Here is a 17,784-nt window from a genome sequence, read left to right as displayed (position 1 = left end):
AAAAGAAACATTGTCAGCCTATAAGGTGAGCCAATGCTGACTTACGCAAACAGAAACCGGAAGTTTGCTAGTCGCTGGGCTCTGGAGCAAGAAGGAAACAGTTTCCTAGAAAGTGATTTATGATTTCTTAAGTGATTCCAAAACTCGCTAAAAAAATAGCGAGTTATTTTTTTCATATCGTTAGGCTTTTTTCTTGCAGTAGTGGAAATTATAGGCAATGATATAAGTGTACATATCTTTTTAAGGAGGAATGATGTATGGTAGCAGTTACGTTTAAAGGTAATCCAATAACACTTGTTGGGAACGAGGTAAAAGCTGGCGATAAAGCACCTGATTTCAGTGTGTTGGCAAATGATTTATCTGAAGTTAAACTAAGTGATTACAAAGGTTCTGTTCGACTCATTAGTGTTGTCCCTTCAGTTGATACTGGAGTTTGTGCACTTCAAACAAAACGATTTAATGATGAAATAGCCAATTTAGGTAATGTTCAAGTACTAACCATTTCCGCTGATCTACCATTTGCACAAGCGCGTTGGGCAAATGAAAATAGCCTAAATGATGCGAAAATCTTCTCTGATTATCGTGATCTTTCCTTTGGTGAAGCGTATGGTGTTGTAATGAAAGAACTACGGCTTTTAGCTCGAAGTGTATTTGTGATTGATAGCGAAGACAATGTTGTGTATGTAGAATATGTGAGTGAAGGGACGAACCACCCTGACTACGATGCAGCTTTGGCAGCAGCGAAACAAGCAAAATAAGAAAAGCTAAAAAGTACTAAACAAAAAGCACCAAAAAAAGAGATTGGAAATTTATCCGATCTCTTTACTTTTTTAGCCTATGATTTATTATTTTTCAAACTAATGTACAAACATATAGCAAAATTTATAAAAAGCTGTTCATAATTTTTTGTAATCGATTTGCTACCCATTCAATATCATATCCTGCTTCGTTAAGTATAACGGTGTTATAGATTTCTTCTAGGCCAATGCGAAGCATGTAACAATATATTTTTTCCTTTGATTCAGGAGAATCAATATATTTATTAGTGATCCGCTGTATAAGTGGTTGAAGCTTATCTTCATTCCAAAACAGGATATTTGCTTTGTCATATAAATGATCTCCATTTAAGGAAAGGCTCCAATCGATGATACCTGTAATTCGTCCACCCTTAGCCAATAAATTAAATGATCCTAAATCTCCGTGTATTATATTTATTTTGCTTAAAGAAACACTGTTTATATGAGATTTTAACTCTTGTAAAGCATTTTTTACTACACTTGAATCCAAACCATTTTGTTCAAGGTCCGACCAATTATAAATCTTCTCGTTATAGACTGCCTTAATAAAATCCTCCCATGTTGGATAAGCTCCCTGTCCTGTATTGTCATATCTACCATATCCATTTTGTTCAGGTATTTCTATTGATTCTAATACTTCGAGAGTTTTCATTACGTCAGGACAGATATCAAGTAACTCCTGGCTATTTAAATCGAACAATTTTCTTCCTTCTATATAATTCGAAATAGAATAAGTAAAACTATCTTCCGCCACCACTTCCAATACCTTTCGTAAAGGAAGTAGGTGATTAAAATGGTTGTAAACCCATCTCTCTTTTTCATATACTTCGGGACGATTACCTACTTGAAAAACATATCGATACTCACCTGAATTAAATGAGTATGTTTGAGAAACTAGCCCACCATTAAGCTCCTTAACATTTTCTGCGAAAGGATAATGGGTTTTTATCAGTTGTTGAATCTCCACATCCGTTAATTTTTTAGCCATGGGTAGCGCTCCTTTAAAATAAATTTTTCCTAGCAACAATTCATCTAAGGAGAGTTGATATATATGGCTTAACGCAATAATGGAATCTATATCTGGGTAATTTTTACCGACTTCCCAATTGGAAAGAGTTTGTCTAGTAATATTTAACTTTTCTGCTACTTGTTCTTGAGTAAATCCTGCTTTTTTTCTCCGAAGCCTAAGTTTTTCACCAATATTCATACCATCCCCTCCCTTACATAAATTTTCCCACAATATTTGGAAAAAGCTAGCAAGCCTTCCTTGCTTTTTATTTTTTTATACACAAATGAAGTCTAATTTTAGAGATTTATACTTATTTCTTGTTTGCTGAGGTAACGAAAGCTAAACTATAAGTATATAAGGTTGACGGGGGGAAGGAATTTGAAAGTGACTCCAGTAGAAAAGCTGTTTATGTTGTTTGATGAAACAGCAGAAATTTTACAAGAAGAACTAGATTGTACATATTTAGAGGCGCTTGCCGAATCAGGCGAAAACCTTTTTCATGATGATATTTTGCAGGAATCATTGAGCGAGGTTACAAGAAAAAGACTGAAACGAAAATATGCAGATATTATTATTGCATCATATGCTGCTGAAGATATCAGAAAGGCGTTTCAATTATCTATTTTAAAAGGGATGAAGGGACATATACAACCCAACCACCAAATGACTCCCGATACAATCGGTTTTATTATAAGCTACTTTACAGATAAATTCCTAGGCGCAAAGACAGATTTATCCATATTGGATCCCGCTGTAGGGACAGGTAATTTGCTTTCCACGATTATCAATCGTCAAGGAAATGCCAGTCAAACTCGGGCTTTTGGAGTAGAGGTAGATGAACTTTTAATTAACCTGGCTTATGTAGGGGCGAATCTTCAAAAGCAACAAACTGAGTTTTTTCAACAAGATGCATTGGAACCGTTATTCATAGACCCAGTTGATTTAGTTGTTTGTGATTTACCGATCGGTTATTATCCAAATGATATTCAAGCAAGTCAATTTGAACTTAACGCTTCAAAAGGTCATGCTTATGCTCATCATTTATTTATAGAACAAAGCATTAAACATACAAAGCCCGGCGGCTATTTATTTTTCCTAATTCCGAACGGATTATTTGAATCGGAAGAAGCTTCTAAGCTCCACACCTATTTAAAACGTACCGTTTATATACAAGGTGTGTTACAACTTCCGCTTTCGTTGTTTAAAGATAATAATGCTGGAAAAAGCATTCTTATTCTTCAAAAGAAAAAACCTGGGATTGAAGCCCCTAAGGAAGTTTTGCTTGCAACATTGCCTAAGCTCTCGAATAAAGAAGCGCTTGATAAAATGATGCTGGGGATGGAAAAATGGTTCAAAGAAAATAAATAAGGATTGCTAGCGATAATAATTATACTACAGAGAAAGGTGATTCTTATGGCGAAAATATTTGCTGTAAATGCAGGAAGTTCATCATTAAAATTTCAACTTTTCAATATGCCTGAAGAAAAGGTCATCTCTAAAGGAATGATTGAACGAATCGGATTGAAAGATTCTGTTTTCACAATGAGCGTTGAGGGAAAGGAATTGAAGGAAACAATCGACATTCCAAACCATGAAAGTGCCGTAGCTTTATTGCTTGATCGAATTATTAAAAACGGTGTAATATCATCCCTTGGAGAAATTGAAGGTGTAGGTCACCGAGTAGTTCACGGAGGAGAAGTATTTAATGATTCAGTCCTGATTACTCCTGAAGTTTTAGAAAAAATTGAAGAACTTTCAGAATTGGCCCCCCTTCATAACCCTGCCAATGTAACGGGAATAAGAGAATTTCAGAAAGCATTGCCAGGAGTAACGTCGGTGGCTGTTTTTGATACAGCGTTCCATCAAACTATGCCTGAAAGTTCATATTTATATAGTCTTCCATATGATTATTATACAAATTACGGGATAAGGAAATATGGATTCCATGGAACTTCCCATAAGTATGTATCCCAAAGAGCGGCACAATTACTGGATCGACCTTTATCACAGTTAAGACTAATTTCTTGTCATTTAGGGAATGGTGCAAGCATAGCAGCTATTAAAGGTGGCAAGTCAATTGATACTTCTATGGGCTTTACTCCTCTTGCAGGAGTGACGATGGGAACTAGATCGGGTAATATTGATCCCGCACTTATTCCTTTTTTAATGGAAAAAACTGGAAAAACAGCTGAAGAAGTAATAGAAGTGTTAAATAAAAGATCAGGTATGCTAGGCGTATCCGGTTTTTCAAGTGATTTGCGTGATATTGAACTTGAGGCAAACACAGGGAATCATCGAGCTGAATTGGCTCTTGATATTTTTGCAGATCGAATTCATAAATACTTAGGCTCATATGCAGCAAGAATGTCAGGTGTAGACGCCATTATCTTTACAGCGGGAATTGGTGAGAATAGCAGTACGATTCGTGCGAAAGTATTGAATGGACTTAAATTTATGGGTGTATACTGGGATGAGGATTTAAATAAAATTCGTGGTCAAGAAATTTTTCTCAATTATCCACATTCACCTGTAAAAGTAATTGTGATTCCGACTAATGAGGAAATTATGATTGCCAGAGATGTTGTTAAACTTTCTAAAAATGAATAGGATGATTATTAAACTTAATGAATAAAGGGAGTGGAATCAATGACCTTAACGCAAAGAGAAGAAGTACTTTTGGAGGAACTCCACAAGTGGCGACAATCCTTTTTTGAGTACGAAGCAACTGATTTAGAAAACTCTTATGATAAATGGGTAGATCAAGCATTTTCACTTCTCCCTCATTCGTTGCAAATTCAATTTTTTGAGAAGTTGGATGATTGGCTTTTTCAACTTAATTCACTTTTGCGGGGAACGAAGCTTCAAAAAGAAGCTAGTGAAAGGATATTAAACGCTGCAAAATCATTAAATGAAGAAGTAGAATCCTTTTCAGATATGAGAAAAAAGATGCCTGTAGCTCAATTGACTTTCTTAGCCGAACAACAAGCCTCCAGACATAGGATTTATTCTTTAGTTCAGGGAAGTATGGCTGGATCGGCACAACCTTTATTTATTACAAGTGATTTTATCGCAATGTTAGTCATTAATTTACGCGCAGTTCAACTTACAGCCATGTCCTTTGGTTATGATGTTCAATCTCCAGCAGGCTTGCTCGAAACATTAAAAGTATTTAATGTAGCAACAATGCCGGAGCGGATGAAAATGTTTGGCTGGGAAGATTTAATGGAAGATTTGCAAAAAGAAGACGAACAATTTTATTTTGATATTCATGAACGGATAACTGACCATACTTGGGTTGATGAACCATTAAAAGAGCTCCTTAAAATCAGCCTAATTATTTTATTTTCCAGAAAATCAATTTCGGGCATTCCTCTTATTTCAGTGGCAATTGGGGCAGGAATGAATTATCGGAGTACAAGAAAGGTGACTCATTTCGCAATTAAATATTATCAATATAAATACTTGCTCGAAAAAAATGGAGAACTAAAATGAGTGTTGTAGAGCATAAAAAAGAATCACCTCATCGGGTGAACTGTGCCGTTATTACTGTTAGCGATACAAGAACGGTTAATAATGATAAAAGCGGCAACCTCATTACACAACTTTTAGAGGAAAACGGACATCATGTTTCCTTTTATAAAATTGTAAAAGATGATAAAACATCTATCAAAGCAATGACTGAAGAGGCAGCTGGAAAAGATGATGTTAACGTAATTTTAATAACAGGTGGTACAGGGATTGCAAAACGCGATGTTACAATCGAAACGGTTTCCGACTTATTTGAAAAAGAGATCAAAGGGTTTGGAGAAATCTTCCGAATGCTAAGTTATCTGGAGGACATTGGATCGGCTGCGATGATGTCTAGAGCGTGTGCTGGAACATATCGCGATAAAGCGATTTTTGTAATGCCAGGTTCATCTGGAGCAGTAAAGCTTGCAATGGAGAAATTGATTTTGAAAGAATTGGGACATGTTGTCAGGGAATTAATTAAATGAAACAAAGAGAAGGCTAACTATGAAACGCCATTTAACGGCTTTTTGGTTACCTTCTTTTTTTTGTGTGAAATATTTGGAACTTTTAAACGTCTAATCTATTAAATAATGTTTTCTGAAAAGGGGATGGAGATGGGGAATCATGTGAAGGTGGAGGAGTGGTTTTTAGAATATGGGGATGATGTATATAACTTTCTCGTTTACTATACTCGATCGCATGATGTTGAGGATATTGTACATGAAGTTTTTCTTAAAGCAATAAAATCAGCGGATAAGTTCGAAGGACGTGCTAACCCTAAAACATGGCTACTCTCAATTGCTAGAAGGCTTGTAATCGACCAGTACCGAAAAGAAAAACGACAAAAATTACTTCCAGTAGACCTGCTAAGAAACAATGCCATATCCAATCAATCTACTGAAGACCTTGTAATTGGCGATGAAACACTTAATGAAATTTATAGTTGTGTAAATTCGATGAAGGAATCTTATCGAAATGTGTTAATTTGCCGATTAATTTTAGAATACTCGGTGCAAGAAACATCTGAAATTCTTGGCTGGTCAAAATCAAAAGTAAGTATAACATGTCATCGTGCTTTAAGTAGTTTAAAACAAATGATGGTGAATGTTTTTGATGGAGGGATTGTAAATGAGTAACCAATTATTAAATGGAAAAAAGTATCCACGGTTTGAACTGAACCATGAGCAGCGAAATAAAATATTGAAGCAATTGAATTCTTATACATCAAAAAGAAAATATCCCTCATTTACAAAGCGTTTTATGCCAGTTATTAGTGTCATCGCTTTACTCATAATATTTAGTGTAATAACTGCTTATTCTTATTCACTTATTACAGGGGAGAACCTATTTCGTTTTGGTGCAGGTAACGATCCGTATAAAAATTTTACGATAGACCTCCCTTCAAATGTTCAGATAGAGAAAAAAGAGGATGGGTCAATTTGGTTTATGCGAAATGGGGAATATGTAGGAGGACTTGAGGTAGTCACTGAGCAAGAAATGAATAGTGGTAATTATGCAGTATTTGAAACCGAAGAGATGAAGGGTCTTCACCACCCAACCATACGAAAATTACATCACGTGAAAATGAATAATGTGATACAAACTAATCACTTTTATGTACCAATCGATGAAGAAAAGAATCAGATATATGATGTTTATTTTCACTTGCCTGCTTTTGAATTGCATGAAGCAATAGAAATTATGAAGACATTTAAAATTCTTGAATAATTACCAGGAAATTTATTCACCTTATTTATATTCATTTTTATGAATAACTATTGAAAATATAAGTCTATTATGTTAATATCCTATATATTAAATGATTAAAAATAAGGTTCTTTGTATAAGTATACATTAGGCGTTCAGGAGGAATTTACATGAGTAAGAAAGTTGTGCTTGCCTATTCAGGTGGTTTGGACACATCTGTTGCGATAAAGTGGTTTATTGATCAAGGCTATGAGGTAGTAGCTTGCTGCCTAGATGTAGGTGAAGGAAAAGACCTTGCATTTATACAATCAAAAGCATTGGATATGGGAGCATCAAAAAGTTTTGTTATCGATGCGAAGGAAGAATTTGCTAATGAATATGCATTAATATCATTACAGGCACACACAATGTATGAAAATAAATATCCACTTGTATCTGCATTATCAAGACCGTTGATTTCAAAAAAACTAGTTGAGATTGCAGTGCAAGAAAATGCAGATGCTGTTGCACATGGTTGCACAGGAAAAGGAAATGACCAAGTGCGTTTTGAAGTATCGATCAAAGCATTAAATCCTGATCTTGAGGTGCTAGCACCTGTACGCGAATGGAGCTGGTCCCGTGAAGAAGAGATCGCTTATGCAAAAGAAAAAGGAATTCCAATTCCGATTGATTTAGATAGTCCATTCTCCGTTGACCAAAACCTATGGGGTAGAGCGAATGAATGTGGAATTTTAGAAGATCCTTGGGCTGCTCCACCTGAAAACGCCTATGAATTAACTTCTGCATTGGAAGTTACGCCGAATACGCCTGATGTAATTGAAATTGAATTTGTTAAAGGCGTTCCCGTATCAATTGACGGTAAACATTATCCTTTAAGTGAACTAATCTTACAATTAAATGCACTTGCAGGTAAGCATGGGGTTGGAAGAATTGATCATGTTGAAAATAGATTAGTTGGAATCAAATCACGTGAAGTATACGAGTGCCCAGGTGCAATAACACTTTTAACTGCACATAAAGAGCTAGAAGATTTAACTTTGGTTAAGGAATTAGCTCATTTTAAGCCAGTTATATCAAAAAAATTGACTGAATTGATATATGATGGGCTCTGGTTCTCACCATTAAGACCAGCTTTAATTGCATTTCTAAAAGAAACACAACAGTACGTGAATGGAACTGTTAGAGTGAAACTATTTAAAGGTCATGCGATCGTTGAAGGCAGAAAATCACCAAATTCTTTATATGATGAAAAACTTGCAACATATACAGCGGATGATGAATTCGATCAATCAGCATCTGTTGGGTTTATTAAACTTTGGGGTCTTCCAACTGAAGTTCACAGCATGATTCATAAAAAGGACGGGGTTAAAGCATGAAAAAAGCATGGGGAGGGCGCTTTTCGAAGTCATCCGAACAATGGATTGAAGAATTCGGCGCCTCCATCTCCTTTGATCAGGAGCTAGTATTGGAAGATATTGATGGCAGTATTGCTCATGTGAAAATGCTCGGAAAATCGAATATCATCTCACTTGATGAAAGTGAACAAATCGTGGCTGGCTTGCTGAAGCTGAAACAAAAAGCTGAAGCTGGAGAATTACAATACTCGATTTCAGAGGAAGATATTCATTTAAACCTTGAAAAAATGCTTACCAACGAAATTGGTCCTGTCGGAGGGAAACTTCATACAGGGAGAAGCAGGAATGACCAAGTTGCAACAGATATGCATTTGTATTTAAAAAAACAAGTTAAAACCATCATGGAGCACATTAAGGAATTGCAATCAGCACTTGTAGAACAAGCAGAGAAAAACGTTGAAACAGTTTTTCCAGGCTACACCCATTTACAGCGTGCGCAGCCAGTTTCTTTTGCCCATCACATGCTTGCTTATTTTTGGATGCTAAAACGCGACTATGAACGCTTTGAGGATAGCTTGAAACGGATTGATATTTCTCCTCTTGGAGCAAGTGCCCTTGCCGGAACAACTTTCCCAATCGATCGTTTTTTTACTGCTGAGCAATTAGGTTTTTCAAATGTTTACGAAAATAGTATGGATGCTGTAAGTGATCGCGACTTTGTTGTTGAGTTTCTAAGTAATTCAGCCCTCACCATTACACATTTGTCCAGACTAGCTGAAGAAATTATTCTTTGGACAAGCAAAGAGTTCGGTTTCATTGAACTGGATGATGCGTATGCGACTGGAAGCAGTATCATGCCACAAAAGAAAAATCCAGATATGGCAGAGTTAATTAGAGGGAAAAGTGGTCGAGTCATCGGTAATCTAGTGGGAATGTTGACGGTGTTAAAAGGTTTGCCACTTACCTACAATAAAGACATGCAAGAAGACAAAGAAGGCATGTTCGATACTGTCCATACAATGATTGGCTCTTTAAAGATTTTTACTGGTATGATTCAAACTATGACAGTGAAAAACGAAGAAATGGAATCGGCAGTAAACCAAGACTTTTCTAACGCGACAGAATTAGCCGACTATTTAGCTGCAAAAGGTATTCCATTCCGAGAAGCACATGAAATCGTTGGAAAGCTCGTATTAACATGTATTAATCAAAATTGTTATTTACTGGATTTGCCATTGGACCAACTTCAAGAAGCTTGTGCAAAAATCGAAGAAGATGTGTTTGTTATTCTTTCACCAAGAGAAGCGGTTAAACGGAGAAATTCATACGGCGGCACAGGATTTGATCAAGTAAGGGTACAATTGGAAAAAGCGAAACACAATTTATTGGAGGCTGGCCTTTAAATTCGAAAGAACGGCTAGTAAATCGACAAGCATGGCCAGTGAATTCATGGCGAGGCCAGTAATTTGAATAGACGGCGAGTGAGCTGAATAGAATGGCCAGTAAAAATGTGGCAACGGCTAGTAAAATCGGAATAATGGCTAGTACATTCAGCATGACCTCCAGTAAATTAAAAGGACGGTCAGTAAAAAAGAGCACATCCCTGTAATAACAGGAATGATGCTCTTTATTTGTACTAATTTACATCATCATCAGTTCTTACAATTAAAACATCACATTCAGCGGAGCGCATAATATGTTCAGATACGCTTCCGATAAGTAATCTTTCAACTGCATTTAGTCCTGTTGCACCGCAAATGATTAAATCAGCATTTATTTTTTGTGCTATTTGTTTTGGGATGACCGTTTTAGGTGATCCATAATCTATTAAAGTGTCGAAATTGGTAAGCTGCTCAGCTTCAGCTTCTTTTTTGTATTCATCCAGCAGTTCTTTAGCATACGTTTCGGCCCTTTCCGACATTGTTCCGTTATAGGCGTCAATGGTCGTAAAGGATCTTGTGTCTATGACGTGAATAAGAGTTAGCTTGGCATTATTGCGTTTGGCAATTTGCACGGCCTTTTTGAAGGCGAATTCTGCAGATTTAGAACCATCGACTGCGACTAAAATGTTTTGATACATAAGTGTCATTTTTACCAGCCTCCTATTCCTCTTTCCACTATTTTAACATAATTAGGTAGGAATTTCTGTTTTTAAATATCGAATAATATGTAAAAACGGAAAAGGAGCTGTGTTAGGTGAAAAAGAAGGATACTCCATTTCAATATAATGAGGAAAATAATGATGAAACGATAGATCAAATACGAGATGTTTATATAAGTGGGGCAATTGAACAAAGTGAAATAAATGATGAAAAAGAGCAAAAAAGAACAGATGAATAATTACCGAGGCCTTTATTTGCAAAAAGCCTCGTATTTTAACATCAAATCTTTTGAATTTTTCACTAAAAGGGAAAAAAGTTGCTGTCATGATTCTGCCATAATGTTATGATGGATTGTGTAGAATCATCGAACAGGAGGACATGGTAATGAGAATTGGGATTCCAAAAGAGATAATTAATAACGAAAATCGAGTTGCGATGACCCCTGCGGGAGTTGTCACATTATCAACGGCTGGGCACAACGTATATATTGAAACCGGTGCTGGTCTCGGTTCGGGATTCACGGACGAAGATTACATACAGTCAGGAGCCCAAATTGTTAATACAGCTGAAGAAGCCTGGGCTCAAGAAATGGTTATGAAGGTTAAGGAACCACTTGAAGATGAATATCGATTTTTACGAGAAGAATTAATACTGTTCACTTATTTGCATTTAGCAAATGAGCAAAAACTAGTGGATGCCTTGACCCGCAATAAAGTAACGGCAATCGCATATGAAACAGTTCAACTACCAAATAAAACTTTGCCGCTACTAACCCCAATGAGTGAGGTTGCTGGCCGAATGGCTGTCCAAATAGGTGCCCAATACCTTCAGAAAAAAAATGGAGGGCAAGGGATTCTTCTTTCAGGAGTACCTGGTGTGCCGAGAGGAAAAGTGACGATAATTGGAGGCGGCGTCGCCGGTACGAATGCGGCAAAAATCGCAATTGGTATTGGTGCAGATGTAACAATTATTGATTTAGTTCCAGATCGATTACGTCAGCTTGATGACTTATTTGGACACGATGTTACGACATTAATATCAAATCCATTTAACATCGCACAGGCAGTCAAGGATTCTGATCTTGTCATTGGTGCAGTATTAATTCCGGGTGCCAAAGCACCGAAGCTTGTAACGTCTGATATGATTAAATCGATGAAACCTGGATCAGTTGTCGTTGATATTGCGATCGATCAAGGAGGAATTTTTGAAACGAGTGATCGCATTACGACTCACGACAATCCAACATATGAAAAATTCGGTGTCGTTCACTATGCCGTTGCTAATATGCCTGGAGCTGTTCCACGTACATCTACCATCGCATTAACAAATGTGACGGTTCCTTACGCACTGCAAATCGCAAATAAGGGGTATAAACGAGCATGTCTTGAAAATGAGTCATTGCTAAAAGGTGTTAACACCCTTGAAGGGCATATTACGTATAAAGCGGTAGCAGAAGCATTCCAATATCCTTATCATGATGTAAGAGTGTTATTGGGATAAAGATATCAAACTACCTTACAAATAGACGCTTGGATGTAAATCCAAGCGTCTATTAATATTATCCTATTTGTTTTCTTTCAAGCTATTTCCAAATATCAACAACTGGTTCGCCTTTTTCAATTCTTTCTTTACTTTCAGTTAAATAATCTTTTGACCACTGATTCAGATTAGTCATATCCCAACTACGGTTACAGCCTATGTAGACAATGATTTCTCTTAATTTAAGAAATAAAGGGATCTGTTTTAACCAATATTCATCTATTGAATGTTCTCGTTCATATCCTTTTAAGAAATATTCCATAAATCGATAGGCTTGAGCTTCCCTATTATTTTTACCTTCTTCTCCTCCGTAGACGTAAACCAAATAATATAATTGAACTGCAATATCTTCAACGAACCAACTGTATTGGGCTTCATCAAAATCAAAAAGTGTGATGATTCCTTCCTCATTTACAAGAAAGTTTCCTACTCCAATATCTCCATGAATAAGACCATATGATGTTTCATCTTTAGGTAACGAATCTTTAATCGTTTTCATTAAGTTGAAGCAGGATTCATGCACTAGTTTCTGATTGATTGGAACAAACTTACCGATGTTTTGAAGGTAATAATTTTGATGCCAATCATGCCTCTGAATAGTTTTGTCGCTCGGTTTATATTTTTGGGATAACGAATGAATTCTTCCAGTAATACGTCCGAGTTTATAATATAATTCGTTGTCATTTAGGCACTCTGGATATCCAATTTTCCTACCTAGTGCTTTTGTAAAAGAGGTTACAATAAAACCAGTATTATTTGTTTCTATCACTTCAACAAAATGACCATTTTTAGACTCAATAGGATTAGATACAGAAACTCCATTCTTAGATAAATAAAGCAACCAATCAATTTCTCCCTTTACTTTGTTAACTGGGCGGTGGGGAGAAGGGGTGAATCTTAATATATATGATTGTCCATTTATTTTGTATTCATAAATAAAGTTTTGCCAATTTCCTATATGTATTAGATTCTCAGGTGCAACACCAAAACTTTTAGCTCCTAATTCAAGAATTTCATAACTAAATTCATCTATCATTTCTTTTTCCATATGTACCTCACATAATATTTTTTATATAGTAAATTAGTGATAATGCTCGAAATTCCTTCTTCTAATAACTAGAATTAATTAAATTAGTTATGAGGACTGGAGAACAATGTATAAGAGGTGATGGAATGATCGTTATATCCGAAACTAATAGATTGATATTAAAAGTTTTTGATGCCGAGGATATGGATGCTGCTAAGAGATTCTGGGGGGATCGAGAGGTCATGGCTTATTGTGGAGGACCTACTCCTTATGAGAATTTAGGAATAGTATTAGACTCCTACATACGCTGTTACAAGGCAACTGGACTTTCCGTCTATGCAGTTGTTGAAAAAGAAACCGGAAAGATTATTGGTGCTGCTGGGTTTAACATAAGGGGTTCTTTAGAAAACGTAGAACTTCTCTACCACTTTTCCAAAGAATCTTGGGGTAAAGGTTTTGCTACTGAGGCAGCTGCTGCATGTGTAAAAATTGCAAAAGAAAATGGCAATGTAAAAAGTATTTTTGCTTCAGCAGACCCAAAACATGCCCAGTCTTTAAAAATATTAGAGAAAGTTGGTTTTGAATATCAAGGTATGAAGTGGTTCGAAGATACTGAACAGGAAGAACCTTATTATGAGATGATAATAGATAAAAATAACGGGATTGTCCGATAAGTCCCTAAAATAAAGCAGATGGAGAAAAATCATTCGTTTTTCTCCACATGCTTTTGTATTTTTAGGATCATTTTCTGAAAGTCCCTGCTACTTTTAATATTGTGAGCAAAAGCCACAATTCCTAACTCGAGATGGTAATTGTCGAAACCCCGCAAAGTAAGTCTCCGGAACGACCGCGGAAAACGAGGCGCCTGGATCGCAAAGAAACCGGTACATTAACATAGCCCTCAAAAAAAGAAGGGGCTACCAAAGTTCAATTGCCTGACTTTTTTGGACAGCCACTTCTCATGAAAATTATAGAACTAGCGTTTTTGGAAACTTCGTCAAAACTTCAACTCCACTTTCCGTTACTAAAACATCGTCTTCAATCCTTACTCCTGCAACTCCAGGTACATAAATTCCTGGTTCAATGGTGAAAACCATCCCTGGCTTTAATTCCAGTTCATTCGTAGCTGTCATGGAAGGATATTCGTGAACACTGATTCCAAGTCCATGGCCAAGTCGATGTGGGAAATAGTCTCCATATCCAGCCTGATGAATTATTTCCCGTGCAATAGAATCGAGGTCTTTTGCAAGCACTCCTGGCTTTGTTGCATTGACCGCTGTTTCTTCAGCTTTCAGAACTGTCTGATAGATCTTTTCTTGCACATCATTAATATCACCGTAAGCAATTGTTCTCGTAATATCAGAACAATATCCTTCATAAATGACCCCAAGATCGAACAGTACGAAATCGCCTTTTCGAATTTTCGTTTCTCCTGGTGTTCCATGAGGAGAAGCAGCATTTGCACCAGTAAGTACCATTGTGTCAAAAGACATTCCGGAAACACCTTTTTTCTTCACTTCGTATTCGATGGCAGCAATGATATCAAGTTCAGTTTTACCTTCCTTAATCTCATTGACTCCTACTTGAACAGCAAAATCAGCAAGTTCACATGCTTTTCGAAGTATGGAAATTTCATTGTTATCCTTAATCATACGTAGCTGATGAAGGATGGCTTCAGCGCTATGAAAAGATGCTCCATTAAAACGAGATAAAAGTTCCTCATATCTTTCTACGTTTAAATGCTCTTTTTCTACTGCCCATCTTTGGACTTTATTTATTCGGGCTTTTACTCGATCCTCAACAAAATCCCATGGCCTTTCTGTATCACTATAACCAATAATTTCGAAGTTCCAGCCTGATTTTTTAGCGTCATTTACTTCCATTTTTGGACAAATTAAAAAGGGTTCTTTTTCTTGAAATACAGCAAGTCCTAAAAGTCGCTCATGGGGATCACTTTGAAAACCAGATAAGTAAAAAACATTATCGGGCGATGTTATAAAAACCGCATCGATTTCTTCTTTTTTCAGCCAATTTGCAAGTTTTGTTAGCCTTTCATTCATAAGTATTCACTCCTTTAACATTCTCAATTTCCAGTTCCAGCGCCTTCCGCTTTTCGAGGCCCAATGTATTTCATTTATCTCAGTCAAAGATCGAAAAAGGATCGTCGACAGAGCGACATCCTATAGCCTGTACGACGATAAGTAAGGTGCTTTCGCTTTTTTTCTTATGATAAAAGAGTATCAGTTTTTTTAGATTAAGAAAAGGAATAGAAGGGAATTAACAATAAAGACTCGAAGAGATATAAAGAACAATCTAATAAAGGAGTGTTGCATGATGAAAGTTTCTTTTCATGGTCATTCAGTCGTAAAAATTCAAACAGAAGGAAAAACAATTTTGTTTGATCCTTTTATTTCGGGTAATGGTCTTACCGATTTACAGGCAGAAAAAGAAAAAGCAGATGCCATTATTTTAACCCATGGACATGGGGATCATGTAGGTGACACAGAAGCAATTGCAAAACGAAGCAATTCTCTTGTCGTTGCCCCGAACGAGCTAGCTGTCTATTTAGGTTGGAAAGGTTTAAAAACACACGGAATGAACATTGGCGGTTCGTACGATTTTAGTTTCGGAACGGTAAAATATACTCAAGCTTTTCATAGCTCTGCAGTAGTGACGGAGGATCAACAAATTATTTATATGGGTATGCCATCTGGAGTTCTATTCACAGCTGAAGGAAAAACAATTTATCATGCAGGGGACACTGCCCTATTTTCAGATATGAAATTAATCGGAGAACGACACCCAATTGATCTAGCATTCTTACCAATTGGTGATAATTTTACGATGGGCCCAGAAGATGCAGCCATAGCGGCTAAGTTAATTGGTGCAAAGTTAGTCGTTCCGGTTCATTACAATACATTTCCTCCTATAAGACAGAACCCACAAAACTTTATTGATTTGCTAGAGGATCATATTTCCGGGAAAATTATGGAAGTAGGAGAAACATTGGAACTTTAAATACAAAGTTGGTTTTTTACAACGGCCCCCTTGCATACAATAACAAAAAGTATACAGGGAGGCTTTTCTGTGAAAAATCGCTATTTACTTTGTTTACTTCTTTGCGGAGTTTTATTGTACATTGCTGTACCACGTCTAACTGTTAGTTCATCAGGATTAGAAGGGATCTTTGTAATTTCGTGGTTAGTTTTTGCTTTTATTGTCATAGCAGGTAATTTATCAGCCCTCCTATTTATACCAAAAAGAAGAGATTCGGTAGGAGAAAAACACGTTTCTCGTTCTGAAATCAAGCGGTTACGGGCACGATAATTTCCATAAATTGCTGATAGTGCCTTTTCTCGCTATAATAATGATACATTGAATGGTATGAGAAAAGGGTGAAAAGCTTGTCAACAAAGCATGAACAAATTATTCGCCATATTGATAGTCTTCCAATAGGCGAAAAAATATCCGTAAGGCAAATTGCGAAAGTACTAAAAGTAAGTGAAGGAACAGCATATAGAGCAATTAAAGACGCAGAAAATAAAGGATATGTCAGTACAATTGAACGAGTTGGTACGATTCGTATAGAGCGGAAGAAAAAAGATAATATTGAAAAATTAACGTTTGCTGAAATTGTTAATATTATCGATGGTCAAGTGCTCGGAGGAAAAGCAGGTCTCCACAAGACACTCACGAAATTTGTCATTGGTGCAATGAAAATTGACGCGATGATGAGATATACAGGCGCTGGAAATTTGTTGATTGTTGGGAATCGAACAGAAGTGCATGAGCATGCATTACGAGCGGGGGCAGCGGTTCTCATTACAGGCGGGTTTGATACGAGTGATGCCGTTAAAAGGCTAGCTGATGAGCTGGAGCTCCCTATTATATCTACGAGCTACGACACGTTTACAGTAGCGACGATGATTAATAGAGCCATCTATGACCAACTTATTAAAAAAGAAATCATTTTAGTCGAAGATATTTTAACCCCACCGGATAAATCTGCATGTATGACAGTTAAAGATACGGTAAGAGATTGGTATAACAAAAAGAAAGAAACGAACCATAGTCGTTTTCCAGTCATTGACTCCAATCAAAAAGTACTTGGGATGGTAACAGGAAAAGATGTAATTGGACAAGATGAATTACTATCGATTGATAAAGTGATGACCAAAAATCCTTTAACCGTTGGAGTAAAAACAAGTGTGGCATCAGTAGCACATATGATGATCTGGGAAGGGATCGAAGTATTACCGGTAGTAAATGAACAACATCGTTTTGAAGGAATTATTAGTAGGCAGGATGTATTGAAAGCCCTGCAAATGATTCAGCGTCAGCCTCATGTAGGAGAGACGATTGATGACACGGTTTCAAAACAACTTTCAGCATGGGAAAACACAGGGGATACGTCGTTTTTGTTCGAAGTTACTCCACAAATGACAAACCAAATTGGAACCATTTCCTATGGAGTGTTTACTTCTATTGTAGTAGAGGCGGCGAACCGTATTTTTAGGCAACAGAAAAAAGGGGAACTAGCTGTCGAAAATATGACGATTTATTTCCTAAAACCTGCCCAAATGGAAAGTGTTCTTACCGTTCAGCCTAAAATTCTCGAGGCAGGGAGGAAATTTGGAAAAGTAGATGTAGAAGTACTTAATGGGACAGAATTAATTGGAAAAGCTCTGTTAATGTGCAAGTTAATTGATAAATAATATGAACAATGCAAGCACCTTTC

General features: G+C 36.7%; 19 protein-coding genes. 15 read left to right on the top strand and 4 right to left on the bottom strand.

Annotated elements, in window-relative coordinates; translation table 11 throughout:
* Window positions 1-257 precede the first annotated feature (257 nt).
* On the top strand, window positions 258-758 hold the full coding sequence (gene tpx, locus KHA93_RS09965) for a thiol peroxidase (RefSeq protein WP_213110607.1): 501 nt from the start codon (window positions 258-260) through the stop codon (window positions 756-758).
* Between the two features lie 124 nt (window positions 759-882).
* On the opposite strand, the gene KHA93_RS09960 is transcribed toward tpx, so the two are convergent.
* Window positions 883-2,004: a helix-turn-helix domain-containing protein gene (locus KHA93_RS09960; RefSeq protein WP_213110606.1), complete on the bottom strand. Its 1,122-nt coding sequence runs from the start codon at window positions 2,002-2,004 to the stop codon at window positions 883-885.
* A gap of 180 nt (window positions 2,005-2,184) precedes the next feature.
* Between KHA93_RS09960 and KHA93_RS09955 the strand changes: the two genes are divergently transcribed.
* The 8 genes from KHA93_RS09955 (at window position 2,185) to argH (ending at window position 9,781) form a co-directional block, all read left to right on the top strand.
* Window positions 2,185-3,174, top strand: a complete 990-nt coding sequence (locus KHA93_RS09955; protein WP_213110605.1) for a class I SAM-dependent methyltransferase — start codon at window positions 2,185-2,187, stop codon at window positions 3,172-3,174.
* Window positions 3,175-3,219: 45 nt separating this feature from the next.
* A complete protein-coding gene (locus KHA93_RS09950; RefSeq protein ID WP_213110604.1) occupies window positions 3,220-4,413 on the top strand; it encodes an acetate kinase in 1,194 nt (397 codons plus the stop codon).
* Window positions 4,414-4,452: 39 nt separating this feature from the next.
* Window positions 4,453-5,298 carry an EcsC family protein gene (locus KHA93_RS09945; RefSeq protein WP_213110603.1) on the top strand — a complete coding sequence of 282 codons (846 nt, stop codon included), beginning with the start codon at window positions 4,453-4,455 and terminating at the stop codon, window positions 5,296-5,298.
* Window positions 5,295-5,801 carry a MogA/MoaB family molybdenum cofactor biosynthesis protein gene (locus KHA93_RS09940; RefSeq protein WP_213110602.1) on the top strand — a complete coding sequence of 169 codons (507 nt, stop codon included), beginning with the start codon at window positions 5,295-5,297 and terminating at the stop codon, window positions 5,799-5,801. The genes KHA93_RS09945 and KHA93_RS09940 overlap by 4 nt, the downstream gene beginning before the upstream one ends.
* Before the next feature lie 129 nt (window positions 5,802-5,930).
* On the top strand, window positions 5,931-6,452 hold the full coding sequence (locus tag KHA93_RS09935; RefSeq protein ID WP_213110601.1) for an RNA polymerase sigma factor: 522 nt from the start codon (window positions 5,931-5,933) through the stop codon (window positions 6,450-6,452).
* Entirely contained in the window at window positions 6,445-7,044 is a 600-nt protein-coding gene (locus KHA93_RS09930) for a hypothetical protein (protein WP_213110600.1), read from the top strand. The genes KHA93_RS09935 and KHA93_RS09930 overlap by 8 nt, the downstream gene beginning before the upstream one ends.
* Before the next feature lie 143 nt (window positions 7,045-7,187).
* The gene (locus KHA93_RS09925; RefSeq protein ID WP_213112863.1) at window positions 7,188-8,399 is read left to right on the top strand and encodes an argininosuccinate synthase; all 1,212 of its coding nucleotides are present in this window, start codon (window positions 7,188-7,190) and stop codon (window positions 8,397-8,399) included.
* Complete coding sequence (gene argH / locus KHA93_RS09920) at window positions 8,396-9,781, top strand: argininosuccinate lyase (protein WP_213110599.1); 1,386 nt, start codon at window positions 8,396-8,398, stop codon at window positions 9,779-9,781. Before KHA93_RS09925 ends, argH begins: the two co-directional genes overlap by 4 nt.
* A 233-nt stretch (window positions 9,782-10,014) precedes the next feature.
* Here argH and KHA93_RS09915 read toward each other — a convergent pair whose 3' ends face one another.
* Window positions 10,015-10,467: a universal stress protein gene (locus tag KHA93_RS09915; protein WP_213110598.1), complete on the bottom strand. Its 453-nt coding sequence runs from the start codon at window positions 10,465-10,467 to the stop codon at window positions 10,015-10,017.
* Between the two features lie 107 nt (window positions 10,468-10,574).
* Between KHA93_RS09915 and KHA93_RS09910 the strand changes: the two genes are divergently transcribed.
* Window positions 10,575-10,718, top strand: coding sequence for a hypothetical protein (locus KHA93_RS09910; RefSeq protein ID WP_213110597.1), 144 nt, complete (start codon window positions 10,575-10,577; stop codon window positions 10,716-10,718).
* Between the two features lie 146 nt (window positions 10,719-10,864).
* The gene (gene ald, locus KHA93_RS09905; protein ID WP_213110596.1) at window positions 10,865-11,980 is read left to right on the top strand and encodes an alanine dehydrogenase; all 1,116 of its coding nucleotides are present in this window, start codon (window positions 10,865-10,867) and stop codon (window positions 11,978-11,980) included.
* A gap of 82 nt (window positions 11,981-12,062) precedes the next feature.
* Here the strand turns inward: ald and KHA93_RS09900 are convergent, their stop codons facing one another.
* On the bottom strand, window positions 12,063-13,067 hold the full coding sequence (locus KHA93_RS09900; protein ID WP_213110595.1) for a phosphotransferase enzyme family protein: 1,005 nt from the start codon (window positions 13,065-13,067) through the stop codon (window positions 12,063-12,065).
* A gap of 125 nt (window positions 13,068-13,192) precedes the next feature.
* Here KHA93_RS09900 and KHA93_RS09895 point away from each other — a divergent pair, with 125 nt between their 5' ends.
* A complete protein-coding gene (locus tag KHA93_RS09895; protein WP_233711109.1) occupies window positions 13,193-13,720 on the top strand; it encodes a GNAT family N-acetyltransferase in 528 nt (175 codons plus the stop codon).
* Window positions 13,721-14,014: 294 nt separating this feature from the next.
* Here KHA93_RS09895 and KHA93_RS09890 read toward each other — a convergent pair whose 3' ends face one another.
* On the bottom strand, window positions 14,015-15,106 hold the full coding sequence (locus KHA93_RS09890; protein ID WP_213110594.1) for a M24 family metallopeptidase: 1,092 nt from the start codon (window positions 15,104-15,106) through the stop codon (window positions 14,015-14,017).
* Window positions 15,107-15,380: 274 nt separating this feature from the next.
* Here KHA93_RS09890 and KHA93_RS09885 point away from each other — a divergent pair, with 274 nt between their 5' ends.
* The 3 genes from KHA93_RS09885 (at window position 15,381) to KHA93_RS09875 (ending at window position 17,761) form a co-directional block, all read left to right on the top strand.
* Window positions 15,381-16,064: a metal-dependent hydrolase gene (locus KHA93_RS09885; RefSeq protein WP_213112861.1), complete on the top strand. Its 684-nt coding sequence runs from the start codon at window positions 15,381-15,383 to the stop codon at window positions 16,062-16,064.
* Between the two features lie 69 nt (window positions 16,065-16,133).
* Entirely contained in the window at window positions 16,134-16,373 is a 240-nt protein-coding gene (locus KHA93_RS09880; RefSeq protein ID WP_213110593.1) for a hypothetical protein, read from the top strand.
* Window positions 16,374-16,450: 77 nt separating this feature from the next.
* Entirely contained in the window at window positions 16,451-17,761 is a 1,311-nt protein-coding gene (locus KHA93_RS09875; protein ID WP_213110592.1) for a CBS domain-containing protein, read from the top strand.
* Window positions 17,762-17,784 lie beyond the last annotated feature (23 nt).

Source organism: Lederbergia citrisecunda (assembly GCF_018343695.1).
GTDB classification, from domain to species: domain Bacteria; phylum Bacillota; class Bacilli; order Bacillales; family Bacillaceae_C; genus Lederbergia; species Lederbergia citrisecunda.
This window is presented reverse-complemented; position numbering and strand designations above follow the sequence as displayed.